The following is a 22,760-nucleotide window of genomic DNA, read 5'->3' as shown; positions in this document are numbered from 1 at the left end:
TCTCCTTTTCATTAGTAAGGTCATAAAAACAAAGACAAGCTCATCTCACAGAGGGCGAAAACCGCGGTACCACCTCTATTCAATGAACTTGTCATTCTCTTTTAAATTATTAAATATGATTTTAGGTTAAGTAGCATGTCTCTCTGATTATCCATGACTCGCAGCAACCGTCATTTTTCTGTGTCAAATCTATGAAAAACAATTCTCAACTTTTCTATTATACTGTCTTTTTAAGACTAGGTCAACTGATATCTATTTACCAACAGATGGTTTAATAGCATTATTTGCATTTTTATCTGTTGCAAATTGTGCTAAGATGTTTGCAAAAGCTTTGTCTTTAATTTTTACATTTGCTTTATCAAGTGATTTTGAAATGACCTTGTTTTGGAAAGCATTGTCATTAATTTTTTCATTTAAAATGATTTCTTTAAGACGTTTTTTATAGGTTTTCCAGTCTGATTTTTTCTCAGCTTTTTTAACAACATTAAGGATGTAGAATTTTTTCTGGTAAGTAGCTGCATCCATAACAGTCACCAGTTCAGATTTTTCACCCTCTTTAAGTTTAGCTGCTTCTTTAACAACATCTGCTGGTAAAACAGTAGACGCTGAATCAAATGAATAATCTACTTTTTTCTTAGCTTCAGTTGTTTTTTCTTTAGCGATATCAGCAAAATTTGTCCCTTCAGCTTTTGTTTCTTCTAAAACTTTCTTAGCTGTTTCTTCATCATCAAGTGCAATGACCTGTACATTCATTTCAGGCGTATAATCTTTGAAAGCTTTTTTATAGTTTGCATCTGTTAACTCTTTTTTAGCCTCAACTTTAACAGCATACTCCACTAACATTGTTGTACGAATTTGTTTTTTATAGGCTTCTGTAGTTAAACCTGCTTGTGCTAATGCATCCGAGAAAGATGAACCATATTGACCAGCCGTTTTATTATATGATTTCTCAACATCTTTTTCAGAAACTTTTTTACCAAACTCTTCTTCAAAAACACGTGACATAACAAGACTAAGCATAGATTGCTGTGCTGCTGTTGATGTTTTAGCTTCCTCATAAAAATCTTTAACAGTAATAGTATCACCTTTCATAGTGACAAGTTTTGTGTTACTACTTGTTGAACTACATGCAGCAAGTGTCATTACTGAAGCAAGCGTTACAAAACCAGTGAGTAACTTTTTAGAATTTTTCATATTTATGTTGTGCTCCTTTTTATCTTTAACCTAGCTATTATACCATATTTCCTTAAACAATACTTAATCTGATAGTCTTACATTATCACTATTTTTTCTGACCATAAGCAATCCATCACTAAGCGGAATGAGACTTGCAGAAAGACTCGGATTGTCCAGTGTAGCTTCAAACAGTTGATGTAATCCTCTGTAAATTGTACGCTGACCTCGGCGAACTTCCTCGATAGGTTTTGCAATATCCCCGCCTTGAAAGACGTCATCACATATGATAAGACCACCAACCTGCAGATGTTTAAGAATTTCTGGTAAGAAAACAATGTATTTAGATTTAGCTGAATCCATGAACACAAAATCAAATGTTTGATCTAATTGTGACAAGACATCCGCTGCATCTCCCTCTAATAAGGTGATTTGTTTTTTCTTGTCATATTTGGCAAAATTCTCTTTGGCAAATGCAATCATCTCAGGATTGCGATCAATGGTAACAATTTCTGCTTCTGGTGCATTTTCTGCCATTAGCAAAGCTGAAAAACCAATTGCTGTTCCTATTTCTAAAATTCGCTTTGGCTGCAAGGACTGCAGAAGGACTCGAAAATAAGAAACAACTTCGTGCTGAATAATTGGAATATTTTCCTGGCGAGCAAAGGCCTCAATGTCAGCCAAATGCCCACTCGTTTTCATTTGGTGATGACGCATAAAACGAACTATTTCTTCTTTCACAACAGGACGACGCATATTGTGATTTGCATTTTTACTATATGATTTAACCATGACGCTAGCATATCACAGACTGTCAGAAAGTGTCAAGAATGTTGATACAATAGGCTTTCATTTTTTTACAGTTTTATTGATTGTCATAACATTCAATAAAGACTCCTCAAAAAGAACCACAATTGATGCGTTCAGCAAGCGAAAAAAGCTAGCTTGAAGTTTTTTACAGTCTATTGTTCAATTAAGTTAAAAGCTTCCGAAAATCCTGTAATAATAGCATCACAAGCTGATAAATCTTGCAGTGGATAATCAGGGTTTGCAAAGCCAATACAGGTCATTTGAGCAGACTTTGCTGCACGACTACCATTTTTAGTGTCTTCAAAAACGATACAATCCTCTGCTTTAACATCCATTAATGCTGCTGCTCTTAAAAAGATATCCGGCTCTGGTTTAGACTGTTTAACTTCTTCACCACTAACCTTAACTTCAAAAGCATCTAAAATTCCCAGTTCAGCTAAATTCCTCAGAATGTCTGATTTTGGTGAAGATGAAGCCAGAGCTAAACGGTATTGCTTTTCCTGTAACTTTTTAATAAACGCTACAACACCTTTAATGGGTTGAATACCATCTCGAGCAATCATTTGTTCACGCCTGTCATTCATTTCCGAAATCAAATCATCAACCGAATCCTCTAATTGGAACTCTTTTTTCATGACCTGCCACATAAAAGGAAACGTTGTTCCCATAAATTGGTATTGGTAAGTCTCATCAGTATCAATACCTCGATCCAAAAGCATTTGTGTTTTACTGGATAAAAAGGTATATTCTGAATCAACGATAACACCGTCCATATCAAAAATAATAACTTTACGCATAATCACCATTTTCTATTAAGGAAATCCCTATTACTTTACTTAGAGATAATATTTTGGTCGATAATCACTTTGATATCACTTAAGTCATTAATGGCTATATTTTTTTCCGATGAGGCTTCTCTTAGATTAATTGACATTACTTTAGAATTTTCAGCAAATTCTCTGTCTAAAGGCCGATCACCGATATAAAAGGTCTGACTTTTATCAAGTTTGTATTTTTTCAAAAGATAATCAAAAGATTCTGAATCTGGTTTTCTTGCAAACCCAGAAGCTGCTGTGATAACTTCTGTAAAGTATTGTTTAATTCCTAATCTCGTAAGAACTTGCTCAGTTGTACTGCCTTTATGAGTGATGATAAAATGTCTTATGCCTTTGCCTGTAGCATAATCTAGAAGGTCTTTAGCTCCTGGCATTAAGCTAATCATATGATCACGCGCTTCTTGCTCATGATTAAAGAAGATTTTTAATGTTAAAAGGGGCAAGCCATGCTCTTTAGACAACTGTTCTAAAAGCTCACCTATAGAGTTCTCAATGATAAAATCACTTACACCATTAAGGTCAAAAGGCAACTGATAATTATCGTAAAGCAAGTTTAAAACCTCAATAATTGCTTCATAGGACTCAACCAAGGTACCATCAAAATCCCAAATAAAATTTGCTAAGGGAAATGCTTTATTTCTTAGCGCCATCTTACAAATGCGCACCTTTTTCAACCAGTTTTTCAAGTTCAGTTAAACGTTCCTCAAAAACTGCAAATGCTTCGTTAAGGTAAGTCTCATTCGTCATATCAACACCAGCCTTAGCAATAACATTTAATGGGTAATCCGAATTTCCAGCTTTAAGATAGTCTAAATAACGGTTTATGTCTTCTTGCTCACCATGAACAATTTTATTGGCTAAATAGCTAGCCGCAGCAAAGCCAGTTGCATATTGGTAAACATAGTAATTGTAATAGAAATGAGGAATACGAGCCCATTCGTATTGAATAAAATGGTTGTCTTCTTTAGATAAGCCATAATACTTTTCATTTAAATCAGCATAAAGGGTGTTAAGGAATTCACTTGTAAGCACTTGTCCATTTTGATCTGCTTGATGAATAGCATGTTCAAATTCAGCAAATTGTGTCTGACGGAAAACAGTTCCACGGAAACCATCAAGATAATGATTTAAAATTGCAAAACGCTCTTTGTCGTCTTCTACCTCATTCAATAAAGCTTCTGTCAGAATATTTTCATTAGTCGTTGAAGCAATCTCCGCCAAGAAAATACTATAATCACCATAAACATAAGGCTGTGTTTGACGAGTAAAGGTTGAATGTAAACTATGACCAGTCTCGTGAACCAGAGTAAACATATTATCCAAATTATCTTGCCAATTCAAGAGCATAAAGGCATTCGTATCATATGAACCACCTGAATAGGCACCTGAACGTTTTCCTTTATTAACATGCACATCAATCCAACGATCTGCAAAAGCATGATGAACATGTTTAGCATATTCGTCACCAAAAATAGATAAGACTTTTTCTGCTTTTTCAATAGCTTGATCATAAGGAATCGATAAATCTGTTGCAGAAAGTGGCGTGTAGACATCATACATTTTTAACTGATTAAGACCGAGAATTTCCTGGCGTAGCTTTAAATAACGATGTAACAGTGGCAAATGCTTATGAACTGCTGTTAGAAGAGTATCATAAACAGATTCTGGAATAAAGTTTGCTGACATAGCTGCATGACGAGCTGAATCATATTTATGAACACGTGCTTTGAAATTTTGAACCTTAACATTTGTTTGCAATGTTTTAGCATAAGTGTGTTGGAATTGTTCATAGGTACTATAAAGACCTTCATAAGCATCTTGACGCACCTTACGGTTTTTGGATTCCATCAAACTGATAAAGTTTCCATGCGTGATTTCCACTTCTTGGCCTTTGTCATCCATAACTGTTGGAAAAATCACATCGGCATTGTCAAAAATACTAAATGTTTCTTCAGCACCATTAAAAATTTCTTGTGCACCAGCCAATAGCTCTTCTTCTGCTTGAGACAAAACATGCTTTTTACTATGTAACAGTTTGTCAAAGAAATGTCTATAATCATTTAATTTTGATTCTTCTTTAAGGAATTGTTGAAACTTATCTGCTTCAAGTGCCATAAATTCTGGTTCATAAAATGAAAAGACTTCACTAAATTTAGCATATAAAGCCGATGCTTTTGCTTGGTATTCTTGATATTTGGCTACAGTAGTATCCTGGTCATTTTTCATATGAGCATAGACATAGACAGTCTCAATTCTTCGTGACAAGTCCAACTCAATCTCAGTAATAGTTAATAAATTACTAGCAGACTCTACTAAATGTCCTGCCCATTTTTTAGCTTCTTCTACTTGCTTAACAAGTACATTAAGCTCCATTTCCCAGTCTCTATCACTAGCAAAAATAGTGCTTAAATCCCAAGTATATTTTTCTTCTAAATGGCTACGATTATCTGACATAATATCCTCCTAAAATTCTATACCTTCATATTTTAACATAAAAGTAGGGAGGATGAAGCGTTTGCACCGTATTATTGCTTATATTCTTATAATAATGTTCAAAGTGTTTGTAATAGTTGCTCAAATCCTGACTAATTTGACAAAAACCTAACTGTGAGGTCACTGGTAAAAGCTGTGGGTAAAAATCACTCCATTTTTTTTGAAGAATGTTATCCCCTTGTAAATACGCCTCTTCTTGTCTAAGCATCCACTTTTTCTCACGCCTTAGTAAGGATTTTTGAATCTTTTTCAAGACTGACTTATCCATAGCAACACTAAAGGTCAGATAGTTTTGAATTCTATAAGGCAAACGAAAAAAAGCCATGAGATCTCCATCTAAACTGCAAGTCTGTTCCCTATAGTGTACGTTACCAAAGAGATCCTCATGCATTAAAAATTTTAATCTGATCTGATTACCTTCTAAATCCAACTCCCATAAATGAAAGCCCAATTGCCAGCTAAAATAAAGCATTTGTTTTTGCAAAGCCGTTAAACGTTTCTGTAACCATAATTTTTTCCCTAATAACCACCTTACTTGATACCCATTTTCCTGATAAGATTGACTCCTTCTGATTAAACGAGGCAAGGGTAAAGAGCTACACTGAACCTCAAGTACTAATTTATGATTCACTAAAAGATCTGCAACTTGACTGATTTCAGGAATAAATGCTTCCACCTCAACTGTTTGATTGCTAGATAAAGACTGGTAAAGTTTTGCTTTTAAGGATAAATGCTCCTCAGATTCATTGAATAGGTTACACTAAACTAGACAGAAATTATAAAGTGTTCTACACTTAAGAAAAACGGGAGAAAAACCATGTCTAGAAAAGTACGTCGTCACTTCACCGATGATTTTAAGCAACAAATTGTGGACCTTTACAATGCTGGTAGAAAGCGTAGCAGCCTCATCAAGGAATACGAGCTAACCCCTTCCACCTTCGATAAGTGGGTTAGACAAGCCAAAACAACTGGTTCATTCAAGTCTGTTGATAATCTGACAGATGAACAGCGGGAGCTAATTGAACTCAGGAAACACAATAAAGAACTCGAAATGCAATTAGATATCCTAAAGCAAGCGGCAGTGATTATGGCACAAAAAGGGAAATAATCACTGCTAATAAGGCTAAATACAGCATTTCAAAGATGTGTCGCTGGCTGAATATGCCACGCTCAAGTTATTACTATCAAGCCGTGGAGTCAGTATCTGAAACGGAGTTTGAAGAAACTATTAAAAGAATTTTCCTCGAGAGCGAGTCCAGATACGGATCCAGAAAAATCAAAATATGCTTGAATAACGAAGGTATCACACTTTCACGGCGTCGGATTCGACGCATTATGAAGCGACTCAATTTGGTTTCTGTTTATCAGAAAGCCACCTTCAAACCACATTCTAGAGGCAAGAATGAAGCCCCTATTCCCAACCACTTAGACAGGCAGTTTAAGCAAGAAAGACCACTACAAGCCTTAGTCACTGACTTAACCTATGTTCGTGTAGGCAATCGTTGGGCTTATGTTTGCCTCATCATTGACCTATACAACCGTGAAATCATCGGCCTGTCTCTTGGTTGGCACAAGACCGCTGAACTCGTTAAGCAAGCCATACAAAGCATCCCTTACGCCCTGACCAAAGTCAAGATGTTCCATTCAGATCGTGGCAAAGAGTTTGATAATCAGTTAATTGATGAAATATTGGAAGCCTTTGGAATCACACGTTCGCTTAGTCAGGCTGGTTGTCCTTATGACAATGCCGTAGCTGAAAGTACGTATCGTGCTTTCAAAATTGAATTTGTTTATCAAGAAACCTTTCAATCGCTGGAAGAACTAGTTCTTAAGACTAAAGACTATGTTCATTGGTGGAATTACCACCGCATTCATGGTAGTCTCAACTACCAAACACCAATGACTAAAAGATTAATTGCCTAGAAAAACACTTTATAAATGTTGTACAGAAAAGCGTTGCCTTTTCACATTGTCACTTGCTAAATAACAGTCTTTTAAACGTAAATGAGCAAAATATGGCCTAACCACAGTACCAATTCTCAAGACGACTTGGCCATTACAAGCTGGGCACCTAAATTCCTGTTTCGAAGGTAGGCTATCTAATAAGTTTACTAACTGTCCGTTTTTATCTATAGCTCTTAACATGTTTATCCTCTCACTAAAAGTCCTCACATATTTATTCGAAAAAAAGCTATCTTTTCAGATAACTTTATAACTTTATTTTAAATTTTTTTCTAGCATGAAGTAAATAAGAACATTAACTAACATTAAACCACTTGTAATATAAAATGGTGTAATAAAAGTTTCAAGATGCATTGCCGTTGGTAACTTTGTAAGGATTAATGGTGTCACAATAACACCAATATTCCCTGCTGTTAGGGCTAAACTGGTCACAAAGTTATTATGCTCACCTTTAAAATGCTTTGCAATGACATAAAAGACAGAAGACATGGTACCTACAAAACTTGCACCAATAAAAAGAGCACCAAGGAAAAATAAGAATGAATGGTTAGCAAAACTAAAGAAAAGATTTCCTAATCCCATTAATACAATCATGAAAAGCATTGTTCTTTCTTGAAAAAGTTTTGTCAATTGCCCAAAAACAAGTCCAATTAAAATACCACTAACAGCCAAAAGAGTTAAGACATTACTTGCAAAGAAACTGCTATAGTGATAGTGATTAACTAATAAACTAGGGATTTTAATGGTTGCCCCAATATAACTTATTCCAACAAAAAAAGTAATGAGCATTAAAAGAGCAACAGTTTTATTGAAAATACTTGCAGCTTTAATTGGGACAATCTGATTTTCTGTTTCAATAACATATTTCGAAAAGAAAAGATAAACAGGAATCACTAGGAGGTAGACAAGGAAAGTATAATTAACACCAATTAATAAGGCAAAACCAACTAAGAAAGTTGTTAAAGCTTTACCAATATTTAGTGTTGCAGTTCTAAAACCAATCATACTAGCACGCTCATCACCTTCGTAATAATCACTAAGAATACTGATTGAGAGGGAATTATAAAGTCCAATACCAACACCAAGTAGCAAACGGCAAATCAATACCAAGGTAAACTGTGTTGTAAAAAAAGAAACAATCCCTGAGAAAAGAATGAGAATCAAACCAATTTGGATTGTCTTTTTCTTGCCTAATTTTGCAACAACGAAATTACTTAAAATAACAAATAAGGTAATCATCATTGCTGGGATTGTAACTAGACTTTCTACAGATGCTAATCCTAAATTAGGATTACTTCCATGATAGAGTTCATATAACTTTGGAATTGCAGGGGCAATAGCCAAATGGGACATGAGGAAAATAGAAATTGACAAAATAGCCAATTTTCTAGACAATGTATTTTTCATAACTAATCTCCTTGTAAAATATTACTTTACAAGTATATAAGCACTTTTAAGTCTGGTCAAGAAATCTGAATTACTTATTGCAAAAACTGCTTAATCACTTCTTTTTCAGTGTCTGTCAATTGTCTATAACAGCCTACTTTAAGATCATTTAATTTTAAGGCATCAAATGCTGTACGTTTCAAATAAGTCACTTTTAAACCGTAGCTTAAAAACATCTTTTTAACCTGATGGAATTTGCCTTCTGAAATGGTTAAATATGCTGAAGATTCCTCCTCTCCTTGCTGGATAATCCTCAGTTTACTCGGTTGACATCTTGTCCCATCTAAAAATGCAACGCCTTTATCAAAAAATGCAACCGCGTCATCTCCTAATAGACCATTAACTTTTATAAAATATTCCTTAGTAACATGGTGTTTCGGATGAAGCATTCGAAAACCCAATGGCCCATTATTTGTTACTAAAACGAGTCCTTCCGTATCTCTATCTAAACGTCCAACAGGGTATAGCCCCTCAACAAAATCTTCTTCCCCAATTAAATCAATTACTGTTTTATGCTTTGCATCTGACCGCGCTGAAACAACTCCTTGTGGCTTGTTGACGAGCAAATAAGTTGCTGGAAAAAAATGTATTTGTTTGTCATTAACAAGGATTGTTTGTAGACCAGGATCAACATTTTGACTTCCAGATTTTGCGATATTTCCATCAACCACAACACCATGTGCCTTAATTATCTTTTTAACCTGATTTCTAGAGCCAACAGCTGACATTTCTAACAATTTATCTAATCTCATAGAATAAGTGTAACATAAAAAATAGATGCCACGGCATTAATTAACAGTGACACCTATTCTTTCTATTCTTAATCTAGCAATGCTCCTGCTGCCTCATCAACAATGACATATACTGCTTCATGTTTTTGAAGGACACTTGCAGGCAATTCTTCTGTAACAGGGCCAGTAATCATAGCTTTAACAGCCTCTGCTTTTTCTTCTCCAAAAGCCAATAAAACAATTTCTTTTGACTTCATAATTGAAGCAATTCCCATTGAGATAGCCTGTTTAGGAACAGCATCGACACTGGCAAAGAAACGACTATTAGCTTCAATAGTAGATGCTTCTAAATCAACGACATGCGTTGTCATCTCAAACGATGTACCTGGTTCATTGAAACCAATGTGCCCATTACGACCAATCCCTAAAATTTGGAAATCAATAGGATGCTCAGCAATGACCTGATCATAGCGTTTGACTTCTTGATCAAGGTTTTCAGCCAAACCATTTGGCAGGAAGTTTTCTTTGAATGGTTTATGATTAAAAAGATGATCTCTCATAAAGTAATCATAGCTTTGGTCATTTTCAACTGGGAGTCCAACATATTCATCCAGGTTAATACTGGTCATTTCAGAAAAATCCATGGTACTTTTAACAACTTCTTGATAAAAAGTAACTGGTGTACTTCCCGTTGCTAAACCTAATGTTTTAGCCCCTCTAGCAAGACTTTCTTTTAACAATGTGTAAGCAACTTTGCCACCTTCTTCTTGATTTTGTACTTTAATGACTTTCATATTTCCTCCTTATTGGTATAGACCTTTTGATATCTTCATTGTATGGTATAGACCAATTTTTGTCAAGCCCTTGATTTTTATTTTTTACATAGCATTCTAATGACTCTTTATCTAGAGCATGTTATAATAGTTAAGATTTATTTCAGGCTAGAGACATCTATTTTTAGTCATATAATAAAAGGAGCCCTAATGAATACTAATGATTTTGATTTTGATTTACCTGAGGAGCTGATTGCTCAAACCCCACTTGAACAACGGGACAGTTCAAAACTATTGCTATTAAACACTAAAGACAAAAGCATGAAAGATAGCCATTTTGATCATCTCATTGATTACTTAAATCCAGGAGATGCATTGGTCATGAACAATACGCGTGTCCTTCCAGCTCGTCTTCACGGCGAAAAAATTGACACTCATGGTCATGTTGAACTTCTTCTGTTAAAAAACACGGAAGCTGACCAATGGGAAGTTCTAGCTAAGCCTGCTAAACGCCTGAAAGTTGGCAGTCAAATCACCTTTGGAGACGGTCGTCTTCAAGCTACTGTGGTCAAAGAGTTGGAACACGGTGGCCGCATTGTTTCATTTTCTTACCAAGGTATTTTCCTAGAAGTTTTAGAAAGTTTAGGCGAAATGCCATTACCACCATATATCCATGAAAAACTAGACGATTCTGAACGTTACCAAACTGTCTACGCCAAAGAAAATGGCTCAGCTGCCGCTCCTACTGCAGGTCTTCACTTTACCAATGATCTTCTTGACAGAATCAAAGCCAAAGGGGTACATTTGGTTTACTTAACACTCCACGTTGGCCTTGGTACTTTTAGGCCGGTATCAGTTGATGATGTTGATAACCATGAAATGCATTCTGAATTTTACAGTTTATCACAAGAAGCTGCACAAACTCTTCGAGAAGTTAAAGCAAAAGGAGGACGTGTTGTTGCTGTTGGAACGACTTCTATTCGAACACTTGAAACCATCGGTAGCAAGTTTAATGGGGATATCAAGGCTGATTCTGGTTGGACTAATATTTTTATTAAACCAGGCTATCACTTTACTGTCGTTGACGCATTTTCTACCAATTTCCATTTACCAAAATCGACTTTAGTAATGCTTGTTTCAGCTTTTGCAGGTCGTGAATTCGTCCTTGAAGCTTATAAACACGCAGTTAATGAAAAATACCGATTCTTTAGTTTTGGGGATGCTATGTTTGTACACTAAAAAACAATGAAAAAAAGATATTATTTCCTAATCATTATAGTCCTACTGCCACTAATCAGCTACCAACTCATCCCCATCATAAAAAAAGAACAAAACCGTATAGCTTTTAATAGAGCACATGAAGCCTACAATGATTATTACTTGCATTATCAAGCATCACATCATAACAGTCAAACCTTAAAAACATCTGCTAAAGAAGCACTTCGACGCCATATTTTGATTTATGCCAAACAATTAGAAGAAGATGGTTGGACAAATCAAGCTATTCAAAAAGGGTTTATCAACCGCTTAGCTGTCACGAGTAAAGCAAAAGATTTCAAAAATAATTATCAAAGCCTTCAAATTGTCGGCTCAGAAAAGTTCAAACAACTCTGGTCCTTACAAGATAAGGCAGCAACACCACGTCAAGCACATAGAGATTTACAGCTACTTTTAAAGTACCTCAAATTACCTGATGAAATCACTAATCGTAAAAAAGAAGCTGAACAATTGATGCAGAGGTTTGATGCAGATTTGTCTCCGACCGATCCATTTTGGGATCAGTTGGCCTTTTTGGTACAACTGAATTACAATGACTTAAGTCAAGTTGCCTATAGCCCTTTTAACCAAAACATTCATCAATTACGTTACCTCATTTCTGCTCAACAAAGTCAATGGGTGCGCCGTTTTTATCAGAAAAAAGGAGAAACTGATGCTCAAGCTTTTGCAAAATATTTAGCCAGTTTAGAAAAAGACCAATACAGCCTTTATGAATCCTCACGCTACCACAATAAAGTAGCGGACCTTGGAAATCAATTACCACTTTACTCGGATAACATTCCCCAGAACAATTACAAGGTTTTGGTTAATTTCCACTCAGAGTTTATTCTTTCTGAAGAAGGTCAATTTTTGTCACCACTTGATAATCAGCACAGCGATCGCAACAGTCTAGTTAACGGAGCTAGCTTTAATTATGCAAATAGCAACAACGAGCTGCATTATAAGTTAGATGTCGAATTAATCGATCGTTTAGACCCCATTTTTATTAAAAAAGCTATGACTGAAGCTGATGGCAAATTTCTTGAACCCGATTTAGATCAACAAGAAGATGCCAACAACCCAATCTATAGCCGGAATGGGAAATCTTCCAGTCAGCTAACTAGAGCTGCATTAAAAAAATTCCGAAAATTACTGCGGCATTATCAAAATGCTATTCATCCCTAAATAAAAAGGAGCATCTTTCTAAGATGTCTCCTTTTTACTTTCACTATTGTGATTGACACGATGCCATTGATTAATAACATAGGTTAACGCAACCAATTGATTATAGCCTAGACTACTGATTTCTTCAGATTGCTCTGTGGAACCTCCCAAATAAGCTGTATAAAGAGCAATTAAGTATGGACTTTCTTCTAGAACAATCGCATCAACATTCAGTGCTTCCCCAACATAGCCAGGTTTTTGATAGATTATTAAATCAGGTAAATAAGTTTTTTAATATTGATTTGGAAAAGATTCTCCGATGTAGTATAAAAGGTCTTTATACTTCTCTTGCTTTGTCCAAAGGTAGTCTAAAACTTGAAGATAATAATCTGAAGTGGTCTTATTTCCTTGTCTTTGAATCGTTTTGATATCAGCTTTTGACTGTCCATATTTTGACATTTTTTGAAAAGCTTTATCTAAGCCTCCAACTCTCTCTGCTAGGGCATATGCTGGCGTATTTTCAGAATACAGTAGCGAATATTCCTGCATTTCTGGAATGCTCATTGCACCTGAAAATTGGCCAACATAAGCTAGATGCTCATTTTCATATTCATATGTGGTCTGTGTAATATCAAACCGCTCGTCCATTGTGAATTTTCCTTTAGCAAGGTCATCTACTACCAACATATTTAAGGGTAATTTGTAGGTAGATCCCGCTGTCATTGGCTGGGTATCATTCATTGAGAAGGTTTTACCTGATTCCAAATCCTTGTATGAAAAAGCAATTTGGTCCTCCGAAATCGAAAATTCCTTCAAATAAGCTTTTACAGTATCAACTAAACTAAGATTGGCATAGTCATAATAAAGTCCAAGTTCATTCATTCGTGCAAAATCTTCTTGCATGACAGCTTCCTTGGCCAGCTGTGACTTTTCTTTTTGTCGCGTCTTTGGCAGTAGAACTTTAGCCGGTTCTCTAACTTTTTTTACTTGATTAGTCTTGTTTTTTTGCTGCTGACCCTTATGGTCAGTAACTTTGGCTGTTTGTATAAAGCCAACAAGTCCTAACAGTAAACATATCCCCGTGATAAGTCTATCTTTTCTAATCTCCCTTATTTTTTTCATATGTCTTTATGTCACTCTCCTATAATTATATTGTATATCAATTTAATTTTTTATCAAGCAAACATCTTATAAACATACAAAAAAAGCCAAATTTGGCTTTTGACTTTTACACTAATTATGCTTTAGCAGCTTTAAATAATTCATCTACTTTATTCCAGTTAATGATTTCAAAGAAAGCATTGATGTAGTTTGGACGAACATTACGGTAGTTAAGGTAATAAGCATGCTCCCAAACATCAAGTGCTAAAATAGGTTTCTTACCTTCTGAAATAGGGGTATCTTGATTTGCAGTTGAAGTAATTTCAAGACTTCCTTCTTTAGTAACAACTAACCAAGCCCAACCAGAACCAAAACGGCCAGTTGCTGCTGCTGCAAATTGTTCTTTAAAAGCATCAAAAGATCCAAAAGCTTGGTCAATTGCACTTGCAACTTCTTTTGTTACTTCAGTTTTCTCAGGTGATAATAATTCCCAGAACAAAGCATGATTCAAGTGTCCGCCACCATTATTGATTAAAGCTTGACGAATATCGGCTGGAATAGACTCAACATTTGCCAAGAGCTCCTCTAAGTTTTCACCAATTTCTGGGTGTTTTTCTAAGGCAGCATTAGCATTAGCAACATAAGTCGCATGGTGTTTATCATGATGAAGTGTCATTGTTTCTTGATCAAATTGTGGCTCTAAAGCATCATATGCATATGGAAGTTCTGGTAAAATAATAGCCATTGTTTTTGTCCTCTTTTCCTAAGTATAAGTCTATAGTAACGCAATTTGAGAGAGCTTTCAACTAATTTGATTAGAGCTAAAAAGAGTTCTGTGGATTTTTTATTTTCAATATGTCATTAACTTTAATAAGGCAATATCAAACAGGTAATCTTTCTCGTAAACTCCTGTTTTAATCTGATAGTCTGTCTCAATCAAGATTTTTATAGCTTCCTTTAAAAAACTTACTTTTACTGTTTTAAGATCTTTTATAGCATATTTAACTTGATATGGGTTCACTTTACGCCCAAATAAATCAGATAAGGTTCCGATAATGTGTTGCTCATTTTTACCCATTTGCAGCAATAAGGCAATTTGCAACAACAGTCGAAATTGCCCAATCATAATTGCAATTAACTTAATTTCATCTTCGCCAGATAATCTCAGATCATGGACCAAACTATTTGCTTCTGTAACCTTTTTTTGACCAACAAAGCGTGTTAAATCAAATATATTATCGTGTAAACTCTTTGGGATTGCCTCATCAATATCTGCAAATACAATATGACCATCTTTTTTATAAGATTTTAAGAAGGTTATGTTTTTCATCATCTGACTAAAGTCAACATTTGATTTTAAAATGAGTTGATCAAAAACCCCATTATCAAAAGTAAGACCTTGTTTGTGACTATATGTTTGAAAATATGAAACCACTTCAGCATCTTTTAAGAGATTAGCTTCTAGTACTTCTGCATCCCTTTTTAAAAGTTTAACTAAACGACGTTTCCCATCCAATTTGCCAGGCGCAAAAATAATCAATCGGCTAGTCTCAAGCGGCTGTTCTAGATAAGCTTCAAATGCTTTTAAATCCGCGTCTTTCAAGTAAGATTTCTTGCTTGTTGTTATATCTAAACAGTTATCAAACACCACATATTTTTCATCTGCAAAAAAAGGCAAACTAAGTAAATCCATTTCAGCATCTTGATAAGAGCACTCTGATAAATCAAAGTAAGAGTAGGTTAAATCGTCCTTATCAAAAGCTATTCTTTTCATAAAGAGTTCTTTCATCTGACTGTATTGGCCAATATCTTCACCTGTAATAAGTGTAATTAAGCCTAAATCTTCTTTTTTGAGTTTTTCAATTTGTTCAATAGCTATCATATCTTTATTATACCATCTTCTTAGCTTTTAGCGGCGTTTCTTTATCGGCTAGTCTCAATCTGCCACCTCTTCCAGCCTATAAAACGAATTGCTCCTTGCTGGTCTGTTCGATAAACAGTAATATTTCTCCTGTTAAATCTATCTATAGTTTCTTTATGAGGGTGTTTATAACTGTTATTTTTTCCTGCTGATATGAGACTAATTTGGGGATTCAATGCATCAATAAAGCTTTCTGTAGAAGATCCTTTTGATCCATGATGACCTGCCTTTAGAACATCAACTTTAAGAGGCTTATAATGCTTCATGATTGCTTCTTCACCTGCTTGTTCCAAGTCTCCTGTAAAGAGAAAAGTCTGATTCAATAACTTTCCATACAATACAAGTGAGTCATTATTCTTGCCATCGCCTTCTTCCCAAGGGTAGAGGACCTGCAAATGACTTCCCATAATAGAAAGGGTATCACCTGCCATCACAAGTTTTACCTTTATTGCCATTTTTTTAAGGCGGTTCACAAAAGCTTGATTAGTCAAACTTCCTGCACTAACTAAGATTTCTTTAATCCTGAAGGCTTTAGCAACCTCTTCCATATCTCCTACGTGATCCGTGTCGGTATGGGTTAGAAGCAATTGGTCAATTGATGAAACACCTCTTGATTTCAAATAGGGAATCAAGGTTTTTGCTGCATTACTGCTTTGATGACGTTTCTGCCAGTCTTTCTTACCTTGATTATAATGAACACCTCCAACATCAATCAAAAGGGTGTGGTTTGTCATATCCCTGACAAAAATACTATCCCCTTGGCCAACATCAATAACAGTAACTTCATTTATTAATGGGTACTTTAGACTTAAAAATACTCCTAGAATAAGAAAACCTATCCAAACTTTCTTTGTGGGTTTCCAAATGGTTCTATAGTCATATAGTAAAGCGACTAAAAAACTAATTAGCATGACTTGGAAATGATTCGGTGTTCCAAAAACGATTGCTTTTCCTAAGGAATAATTTACAAGCTTTAATAAGTGTTCAAGTAAAAGAAAAACAGGGTTGACAAGACCTAAATTTAAAAGAGGGGAAAGGAAAAATATTCCTGTTAATCCAGGTAGAATCAATTGATCAAATAAAAAACCACAAATAAAGGTTAAAACAATAGCTAAAGGATTAAACTGTGAAAAAAAGCTAAGTAAGACAGGTAAAACAGCTAGTGATAGCATGACAGATTTTTTCAACTGATTTCTTAAGGAGTTTTTCCCTTCAATTTTAATCATTCCTAAAAGAAAAGCATAGGTAAAGGAAAGAACACCTCCTGCGGTTAAGAGAAAAAAGGGGTGTATCAAAAACATAATGACAATGGTCACCGCTAAATTCGTCAGTCCTTTTATCCCTATATTATTGAGGTTTTTTTGCAGCAAACTCCTAAGAACTGAAACACTATAAGCAGTCATTGCAGCATAAAAAAAGGAAAAGAGAACTTCAGAAAATGGGAAAAAGTCTCTTGGAATGCCAAGTAAGATTAATAGTTTTCTAAAATTTTTGATAAAAAAAGAAACATGCATACCTGATAAAGCAAATAAATGAATAATACCTAGTTGGTTAAAAATCGTTGTCATTTCTCCAAAAGACTTGTCTAAATAGCCAAATAAAAGACCAGCCATATAATGAGACATTGGTTCAGGAAAAACCTCCAATGACCAAACAATCACTTTTCTCCTTAAGACTTTAAACTGGTCATATATATTTTTGGGCCTACAATAGCTAATGCTTTCAATCGTTTTAAGTTTTCCTAGTCTATAGATACCTTGGTTTTTCAAAAAATAGCGATAATTAAAGCCATTAAAATTTCGGACTTGTTCTGCTTTTTCAAGTTTGATATCAGAAGTGATTGTTAAAAAGTCTGTATTACGCTTGAAAAAATCATGTTCCTTCTTCGTTTTAAGTTTGTAAAAAATAGTGTAATGGTTATGGTGATAGCGACCTGTGAAACTCACTAAATCACCATTAAGCTTAATGGTATCTGGGAGGAGCTCAATGCGTGAAATATGGTTTGGCTGATGCTGAAACTGCCTCTTTTGATGGTATTTAAGCCCTGAAAAATAGAGACTGCTACAAATCAAGATAATCAAAACTACAGCTAACTGTTTCAAGCCATAATGCTTAATCAAGAAAAAAAGAAAAAAAACGAGTAAACAATAGTTTAAAAGACTGGGGCAAAAGATCGCATAGAAGAAGAAAACCAGCAAGAACGAAAATTGTATGGGTTCAATTGGAAAATACTTAGTCAACAGTGATGTCATTTTTTAATTTATCCAAGGTTTTTTGCCCAATTCCTGAAATTTTAAGCAAATCATCAATGCTTTTAAAACCCCCTTGTCTATCGCGTTCTGCAATGATTTCTTGAGCCCGCTTTTGACCGACACCTGGAATTTTTGTCAAATCCGCCTCACTGGCCTTGTTAATATTAATTTTTTCGTCTTGCTTATCAGAGCTAGATGCTGCAGCTTTGAGAACTAGCTCTGAACTATTTATTTCGCCTTTTTTAGCCACGTAAATCATGCTTGCATCAGATAATTTTTCTGCTAAATTTAAGGCATTACGATCTGCTTCTGGACTCAGCCCACCTGCCATTTGAACTAAATCCGTAACACGACTCCCTGCTTTAAGATGATAGACTCCCTCGTGCATAACGGCACCTTTGACATCGACAACTATTTCGTTAGCTTCTCCCTGACTCTCAATAGTCTTACTGTCTAGAGACTCTGTCCTTGTTTGATCAACTTTTTCGAACTTGGGTATTAATTTTTCTTCTTTTGCTTGATTAGCCTTTGGTTTTCCAAAAAACGTAAAAAAGACAATAAGTATGAGAGTTAGTGTAAGCAATAGTGTCACTAGTCTGCTTAGAGTATATTTTTCAGTAATCCAATTATTAACTTTCAAGAATAAATCTTCCATTTTTCACCTCAATTGTTTATTCGAGAAAAATAAAAAAAATCCACAGTCTTGTGAATTTTTTTAGCGGTGTTTTTCAGGCATCCAAATAAAGCTTGCAATATATGAAAAGAGCATTGTTAAAAGAAGGATAACAACAAGAATTAGGGCTAGTGGGATTCTGTAAATATAAGTCAGTGGATGACGTTTTTTACCCGGTTGGTAAATCTGATTTTCTTGATCAAGTCTGTCAAACTCTGCTTGAATTCGATTCGCTACTTCTGCAATTCCTTCGTCATTCATGCGTTTGATGTCTGAAATATCAATCGGGTTACCAAAGTTCATATCAACGCGTTCTCCAGCTAATAAACCTTTTGGGGTCATTGGCCCTGCATAGGCTGCTGGCATGATTTTGACTTTGGCCATCTTAGCAATAACTGCTACACCACCTTTAACATCTTTTGAATGACGACTGCCACTTGGAAACATGACTAACGAACGATTTTGTTTTTTTAAAACATTTACTGGGTATCGAATGGCATCTTGACCTGGATTTTCACGGTCAATTGGGAAGGCTCCACACATTTTTATCCACCAAGCAAAAAGACGATTCGTAAAGAGTTCTTTTTTGGCCATAAAAATAAATTGTTTAGGTCTGGCAGCAAAGGCCATATATACAGGGTCCCAGAATGTGCGATGTGGGGCAACTAAAATGTAATTGTCATCAGCTTTTAGTATTTTTTCTTCATTATGATAATGGGCATTGCCGTTAACAACCCATAATAAAAAAACAACTAAGCCTCTTAAATAAGCATAAAACACAGGTTTCTCCTTTGGTATATCACTTCTTACTTATTGTACCATGAATGAAGGCATTGGGAAAGTCATTGGTTAATGCCTCTACTATTACCTCTTTTCCAGTTTTTTGTTATAATATTTTTATGACAAGTAACTTATTAAAAACGGGCGAAAGAATTGATCAACTCTTTTCAAGCGACGTGAAAATTATTCAGAACAAAGATGTCTTTAGCTATTCTATCGATAGTGTCTTGCTATCACGTTTTCCTAAAATTCCATCTAGAGGTCGTATTGTTGACTTATGTTCTGGAAATGGTGCTGTTGGTCTCTTTGTGAGCACCAAAACTAAGGCTACTATTCTTGAAGTTGAAATTCAAGAAAGACTAGCTGATATGGCAAAACGCTCCATAAAACTCAATCAGCTCGAAGATCAAGTAACTATGGTCTGCGATGACTTAAAAAACCTTTTAAACCATGCCCCACGCTCAGGTGTTGATTTGATCCTCTGCAATCCTCCTTACTTTAAAAGTAGTGAAACATCTAAAAAAAATCTCTCGGAACACTACTTATTAGCTAGGCATGAAATCACAACCAATTTAGAAGAAATCTGTCAGATTAGCCGTCACGTTCTCAAGTCAAATGGTCGCCTAGCAATGGTTCATAGACCAGACCGCTTCATTGATATTTTGGATTGTCTCAGAAGCAATGGTTTAGCTCCTAAGCGCATTCAGTTTGTCTATCCTAAACTGGGTAAGGACGCTAATATGTTACTGATAGAAGCGATCAAAGACGGTTCTACCGATGGCCTTAAAATATTGCCCCCCCTTATTGTGCATAATGATAATGGGGACTATACAGACCATATTTATGATATTTATTTTGGGCAAAACTCTCAATTTAAAGCGACCTAACATTACTTTCCATAGAATACCTTATTTCTCGCCTAATAAGGCTTTTATTTCCTATTAGAATGGGACTATCAATGAATCAAACCTCTGCTTATATGTATGTCTTAGAGTGTTCAGACGGAACCTTATATACCGGCTATACAACAAATCTTGAACGCCGCCTAAAAATGCACAATTCAGGAAAGGGAGCAAAATACACAAAGGCTCGCATACCTGTGACTTTAATTTATTCTGAAAGCTTTCCAAGTAAACAAGAAGCCATGAGTGCAGAAGCTTTATTCAAAAAACGAAAAAATCGGGCACAAAAATTAGCTTATATTGCCCAACATCAAAGTAAAAGCAATGAGAACTGATCTCATTGCTTTTTTATAGGCGTCAGCTTTTTGGGGCCAGTTCTACTGGAGCTTCCAGTACTTCTTCCATTTCTTTAATTGGCAGTTTAAGAATGTCTGAAAGAATTAATGGGACCACTTCCACTGTTACTTCTGAATATTGCAAACCAAACCAACGGGACGGAGTGGCTGTGAAGTGCTTTATACTTGCTTTCGTTTGCATAATAAAGCGTTCAAAAGCATTTAATTGTCTTGCATTTGAAACTCTTTCTTCAATAATAACAAATCTAAAATCACCAACTTTACGACCAGGAGTAATTGAAAATTCCTGTTCTTGAAGGGGGAGACGACCACTAGTCATTAAATCTTGAACAATAGTTCTCAAATATCTTGGAACAGACTGAGGCATTCTAAATCCTAAAAAGAGTTCAACTTTAACCATGTAATCTGTGCCAAAGGTATCAACTCTATATTTTGCGGTATAGGGTTCATCTGTAACTTTGACGTTGACAAACCAATAGACTTTAGCTCGTTTAGGACGTTTATCCAAAATAGAGTAAAGAATAGAGCGATCAATCATATTATCTTTCATACGATTGGTTAAATAAACCACATTGGTTTGATACAAATCCACACTGGTATCATCTCTAAGTGCCCTAATTTGCTCTTTATAATCCACCAAATTAAGTGACTTAACATATTTGAAAACAATTTTGGTGCCTTGATGCCAAATAAACATCAGAAATAAAATTGCAAAGGCAATAATCACAACAACATAGCCACCATGTAAGAATTTGACAGCGGAAGCCCAGAAGAAAATAAATTCAACCAAAGCAAAAAATGCCATGATACAATGAGCTAAACCTGCGTTCATGCCCTGTTTAATAAGGAAATAAGACAAGAGAATTGTCGTCATCAGCATGGTTATGGTTATCGCAAGACCATAAGCAGCTTCCATATGCTCTGAACTTCTAAAATAAAGGACTGTACACGATGTGATAAGAAATAAAATCCAGTTAATAACAGGAAGATACAATTGTCCTAAACTTTCGCCAGGATAGGTCACACGAAAAAGTGGGAAAATTTTAAGACGCATGGCTTCTGCCACTAGAGTAAAGGAACCCGTAATCAAAGCTTGTGAGGCAATAATAGCTGCTAAAGTTGCTAAAATAACCGAGTAAACCCTAATGCTTTCTGGAACACTGGCAAAGAATGGATTCAAGACAATTCCACTGTTTTTATTGGCTAAAACCCATGCCCCTTGTCCACAATACGATAAGACGATGCAAAGTTTTACAAATGGCCAACTCATATAAATGTTTCCTCGACCAACGTGTCCCAAATCTGAGTAAAGGGCCTCTGCACCAGTTGTTGCAAGGAAAATGGAACCTAGGATAAAAATGCCACGATGATTTTCTGGGCTTAATAATAAATGAATAGCATAGTAAGGATTAATGGCTTTAAAAATAGCAAGATGGCCTAAACTATTATAAATCCCAGTCAGACCAAGAAAACTAAACCAAAGCAGCATAATTGGTCCAAATAACTTACCAATAACACCTGTCCCAAAGCGCTGAATGGAAAAAAGCGTCAGCAGAATCAAAAGGGTGGTTATGATGACGTTAGTTTGATTCTGATAAATATGGCTAATTCCTGGTACAGCCTTTAAGCCCTCGATTGCCGAAGTCACTGTAACAGCTGGTGTGAGTGCCCCATCAGATAATAAAGTAGCCCCACCAATCATTGCTGGAACAATTAACCATGGCGACATTTTTCGAACCAGGGTATAAAGCGAGAAAATTCCACCTTCATGATGGTTATCCGCCTTCAGGGCAATCCAAACATATTTAATGGTTGTGATCAAGGTTAAGGTCCATATAATTAAGGAAACTGAACCTAGAATAAAAGCTTCTGATACCGAGCTAATTCCACCTTGATTTTCCACTAATGAATTCATGGTATAAAGAGGACTTGTCCCTATGTCTCCATAGACAATTCCGAGTGCAATGATAAATCCGGCTTTACTTGCTTTATCAAAAGCCGGGTGATTGGCATTTGACATCCCAATCTTCCTCCTAAAATATTATATAAAATATACCCAAATGGATGAACCCATTATAACAGAAAGCATTCAAAAAAGAAAACAAATTTGAAAATAAAAAAAAGAATTGA

The 22,760-nt window shown here is 35.5% G+C and carries 20 protein-coding genes and 2 pseudogenes; 5 read left to right on the top strand and 17 right to left on the bottom strand.

Annotated elements, in window-relative coordinates; genetic code table 11:
- Window positions 1–252: 252 nt before the first annotated feature.
- The 6 genes and pseudogenes from prsA to Q9317_RS03250 all read right to left on the bottom strand — a co-directional run.
- Window positions 253–1,194, bottom strand: a complete 942-nt coding sequence (prsA, locus tag Q9317_RS03275) for a peptidylprolyl isomerase PrsA (RefSeq protein WP_003100098.1) — start codon at window positions 1,192–1,194, stop codon at window positions 253–255.
- Between the two features lie 63 nt (window positions 1,195–1,257).
- The gene (locus tag Q9317_RS03270; RefSeq protein WP_003100096.1) at window positions 1,258–1,965 is read right to left on the bottom strand and encodes an O-methyltransferase; all 708 of its coding nucleotides are present in this window, start codon (window positions 1,963–1,965) and stop codon (window positions 1,258–1,260) included.
- A 170-nt stretch (window positions 1,966–2,135) separates the two neighbouring features.
- Window positions 2,136–2,780 carry an HAD family hydrolase gene (locus Q9317_RS03265; RefSeq protein WP_003100094.1) on the bottom strand — a complete coding sequence of 215 codons (645 nt, stop codon included), beginning with the start codon at window positions 2,778–2,780 and terminating at the stop codon, window positions 2,136–2,138.
- 35 nt (window positions 2,781–2,815) lie between these two features.
- A complete protein-coding gene (locus Q9317_RS03260) occupies window positions 2,816–3,469 on the bottom strand; it encodes an HAD-IA family hydrolase (protein WP_003100092.1) in 654 nt (217 codons plus the stop codon).
- 1 nt (window position 3,470) lies between these two features.
- Window positions 3,471–5,273 (bottom strand): oligoendopeptidase F, encoded by a 1,803-nt coding sequence (gene pepF / locus Q9317_RS03255; protein WP_003100091.1) that lies wholly within the window; start codon window positions 5,271–5,273, stop codon window positions 3,471–3,473.
- 25 nt (window positions 5,274–5,298) lie between these two features.
- Window positions 5,299–6,045: pseudogene (locus tag Q9317_RS03250) on the bottom strand (competence protein CoiA family protein); the annotation flags it as partial.
- 84 nt (window positions 6,046–6,129) lie between these two features.
- On the opposite strand from Q9317_RS03250, the gene Q9317_RS03245 reads away from it, so the two are divergent.
- Window positions 6,130–7,235 (top strand): IS3 family transposase gene (locus tag Q9317_RS03245; protein WP_089180059.1). Its coding sequence is split into 2 segments (ribosomal slippage): window positions 6,130–6,406 and window positions 6,406–7,235, totalling 1,107 coding nucleotides; the frame shifts between segments, so codons are not numbered across the junction.
- 9 nt (window positions 7,236–7,244) lie between these two features.
- On the opposite strand, the gene Q9317_RS03240 is transcribed toward Q9317_RS03245, so the two are convergent.
- The 4 genes from Q9317_RS03240 to nagB form a co-directional block, all read right to left on the bottom strand.
- Window positions 7,245–7,457 carry a competence protein CoiA family protein gene (locus Q9317_RS03240; protein ID WP_121791499.1) on the bottom strand — a complete coding sequence of 71 codons (213 nt, stop codon included), beginning with the start codon at window positions 7,455–7,457 and terminating at the stop codon, window positions 7,245–7,247.
- A gap of 72 nt (window positions 7,458–7,529) precedes the next feature.
- On the bottom strand, window positions 7,530–8,681 hold the full coding sequence (locus Q9317_RS03235; protein WP_003101130.1) for an MFS transporter: 1,152 nt from the start codon (window positions 8,679–8,681) through the stop codon (window positions 7,530–7,532).
- Window positions 8,682–8,755: 74 nt separating this feature from the next.
- Window positions 8,756–9,472, bottom strand: a complete 717-nt coding sequence (locus tag Q9317_RS03230) for a pseudouridine synthase (protein ID WP_037583626.1) — start codon at window positions 9,470–9,472, stop codon at window positions 8,756–8,758.
- A gap of 68 nt (window positions 9,473–9,540) precedes the next feature.
- Window positions 9,541–10,245 carry a glucosamine-6-phosphate deaminase gene (nagB, locus tag Q9317_RS03225; protein ID WP_003101128.1) on the bottom strand — a complete coding sequence of 235 codons (705 nt, stop codon included), beginning with the start codon at window positions 10,243–10,245 and terminating at the stop codon, window positions 9,541–9,543.
- Between the two features lie 189 nt (window positions 10,246–10,434).
- Here nagB and queA point away from each other — a divergent pair, with 189 nt between their 5' ends.
- Window positions 10,435–11,463 (top strand): tRNA preQ1(34) S-adenosylmethionine ribosyltransferase-isomerase QueA, encoded by a 1,029-nt coding sequence (gene queA / locus Q9317_RS03220; RefSeq protein WP_003101126.1) that lies wholly within the window; start codon window positions 10,435–10,437, stop codon window positions 11,461–11,463.
- 6 nt (window positions 11,464–11,469) lie between these two features.
- Window positions 11,470–12,666, top strand: a complete 1,197-nt coding sequence (locus tag Q9317_RS03215; protein WP_003101124.1) for a DUF3114 domain-containing protein — start codon at window positions 11,470–11,472, stop codon at window positions 12,664–12,666.
- 18 nt (window positions 12,667–12,684) lie between these two features.
- Here Q9317_RS03215 and Q9317_RS03210 read toward each other — a convergent pair.
- From Q9317_RS03210 to Q9317_RS03185, 6 genes and pseudogenes are all read right to left on the bottom strand, one after another.
- A pseudogene (locus Q9317_RS03210) lies at window positions 12,685–13,767 on the bottom strand (serine hydrolase).
- A gap of 115 nt (window positions 13,768–13,882) precedes the next feature.
- Complete coding sequence (sodA, locus tag Q9317_RS03205) at window positions 13,883–14,491, bottom strand: superoxide dismutase SodA (protein WP_003101122.1); 609 nt, start codon at window positions 14,489–14,491, stop codon at window positions 13,883–13,885.
- A 105-nt stretch (window positions 14,492–14,596) separates the two neighbouring features.
- On the bottom strand, window positions 14,597–15,628 hold the full coding sequence (gene holA, locus Q9317_RS03200; RefSeq protein WP_003101121.1) for a DNA polymerase III subunit delta: 1,032 nt from the start codon (window positions 15,626–15,628) through the stop codon (window positions 14,597–14,599).
- 41 nt (window positions 15,629–15,669) lie between these two features.
- Window positions 15,670–17,919, bottom strand: a complete 2,250-nt coding sequence (locus tag Q9317_RS03195; RefSeq protein WP_172952520.1) for a DNA internalization-related competence protein ComEC/Rec2 — start codon at window positions 17,917–17,919, stop codon at window positions 15,670–15,672.
- Window positions 17,900–18,574: a helix-hairpin-helix domain-containing protein gene (locus tag Q9317_RS03190; protein ID WP_003101119.1), complete on the bottom strand. Its 675-nt coding sequence runs from the start codon at window positions 18,572–18,574 to the stop codon at window positions 17,900–17,902. Before Q9317_RS03190 ends, Q9317_RS03195 begins: the two co-directional genes overlap by 20 nt.
- A gap of 60 nt (window positions 18,575–18,634) precedes the next feature.
- Window positions 18,635–19,372, bottom strand: coding sequence for a lysophospholipid acyltransferase family protein (locus tag Q9317_RS03185; protein WP_003101118.1), 738 nt, complete (start codon window positions 19,370–19,372; stop codon window positions 18,635–18,637).
- A gap of 119 nt (window positions 19,373–19,491) precedes the next feature.
- On the opposite strand from Q9317_RS03185, the gene Q9317_RS03180 reads away from it, so the two are divergent.
- Window positions 19,492–20,259, top strand: coding sequence for a tRNA1(Val) (adenine(37)-N6)-methyltransferase (locus Q9317_RS03180; protein ID WP_031239012.1), 768 nt, complete (start codon window positions 19,492–19,494; stop codon window positions 20,257–20,259).
- A 71-nt stretch (window positions 20,260–20,330) separates the two neighbouring features.
- A complete protein-coding gene (locus tag Q9317_RS03175) occupies window positions 20,331–20,609 on the top strand; it encodes a GIY-YIG nuclease family protein (RefSeq protein WP_003101116.1) in 279 nt (92 codons plus the stop codon).
- A gap of 22 nt (window positions 20,610–20,631) precedes the next feature.
- Here the strand turns inward: Q9317_RS03175 and Q9317_RS03170 are convergent, their stop codons facing one another.
- A complete protein-coding gene (locus tag Q9317_RS03170) occupies window positions 20,632–22,650 on the bottom strand; it encodes a KUP/HAK/KT family potassium transporter (protein WP_003101115.1) in 2,019 nt (672 codons plus the stop codon).
- Between the last annotated feature and the right edge of the window lie 110 nt (window positions 22,651–22,760).

The organism is Streptococcus iniae (genome assembly GCF_030732225.1).
Taxonomy (GTDB): domain Bacteria; phylum Bacillota; class Bacilli; order Lactobacillales; family Streptococcaceae; genus Streptococcus; species Streptococcus iniae.
Note: the sequence above shows the minus strand (reverse complement) of the source record. Positions and strands in the feature narration are given on the sequence as shown.

Bases quoted from the DNA above. Each gene is read 5' to 3' on its own strand.
- Q9317_RS03230 (WP_037583626.1), bottom strand. From the start codon at position 9,472: ATGAGATTAGATAAATTGTTAGAAATGTCAGCTGTTGGCTCTAGAAAT.
- pepF (WP_003100091.1), bottom strand. From the start codon at position 5,273: ATGTCAGATAATCGTAGCCATTTAGAAGAAAAATATACTTGGGATTTA.
- Q9317_RS03175 (WP_003101116.1), top strand. From the start codon at position 20,331: ATGAATCAAACCTCTGCTTATATGTATGTCTTAGAGTGTTCAGACGGA.
- Q9317_RS03270 (WP_003100096.1), bottom strand. From the start codon at position 1,965: ATGGTTAAATCATATAGTAAAAATGCAAATCACAATATGCGTCGTCCT.
- Q9317_RS03215 (WP_003101124.1), top strand. From the start codon at position 11,470: ATGAAAAAAAGATATTATTTCCTAATCATTATAGTCCTACTGCCACTA.
- holA (WP_003101121.1), bottom strand. From the start codon at position 15,628: ATGATAGCTATTGAACAAATTGAAAAACTCAAAAAAGAAGATTTAGGC.
- Q9317_RS03235 (WP_003101130.1), bottom strand. From the start codon at position 8,681: ATGAAAAATACATTGTCTAGAAAATTGGCTATTTTGTCAATTTCTATT.
- sodA (WP_003101122.1), bottom strand. From the start codon at position 14,491: ATGGCTATTATTTTACCAGAACTTCCATATGCATATGATGCTTTAGAG.
- Q9317_RS03265 (WP_003100094.1), bottom strand. From the start codon at position 2,780: ATGCGTAAAGTTATTATTTTTGATATGGACGGTGTTATCGTTGATTCA.
- Q9317_RS03180 (WP_031239012.1), top strand. From the start codon at position 19,492: ATGACAAGTAACTTATTAAAAACGGGCGAAAGAATTGATCAACTCTTT.
- queA (WP_003101126.1), top strand. From the start codon at position 10,435: ATGAATACTAATGATTTTGATTTTGATTTACCTGAGGAGCTGATTGCT.
- nagB (WP_003101128.1), bottom strand. From the start codon at position 10,245: ATGAAAGTCATTAAAGTACAAAATCAAGAAGAAGGTGGCAAAGTTGCT.
- prsA (WP_003100098.1), bottom strand. From the start codon at position 1,194: ATGAAAAATTCTAAAAAGTTACTCACTGGTTTTGTAACGCTTGCTTCA.
- Q9317_RS03190 (WP_003101119.1), bottom strand. From the start codon at position 18,574: ATGGAAGATTTATTCTTGAAAGTTAATAATTGGATTACTGAAAAATAT.
- Q9317_RS03260 (WP_003100092.1), bottom strand. From the start codon at position 3,469: ATGGCGCTAAGAAATAAAGCATTTCCCTTAGCAAATTTTATTTGGGAT.
- Q9317_RS03170 (WP_003101115.1), bottom strand. From the start codon at position 22,650: ATGTCAAATGCCAATCACCCGGCTTTTGATAAAGCAAGTAAAGCCGGA.
- Q9317_RS03240 (WP_121791499.1), bottom strand. From the start codon at position 7,457: ATGTTAAGAGCTATAGATAAAAACGGACAGTTAGTAAACTTATTAGAT.
- Q9317_RS03195 (WP_172952520.1), bottom strand. From the start codon at position 17,919: ATGACATCACTGTTGACTAAGTATTTTCCAATTGAACCCATACAATTT.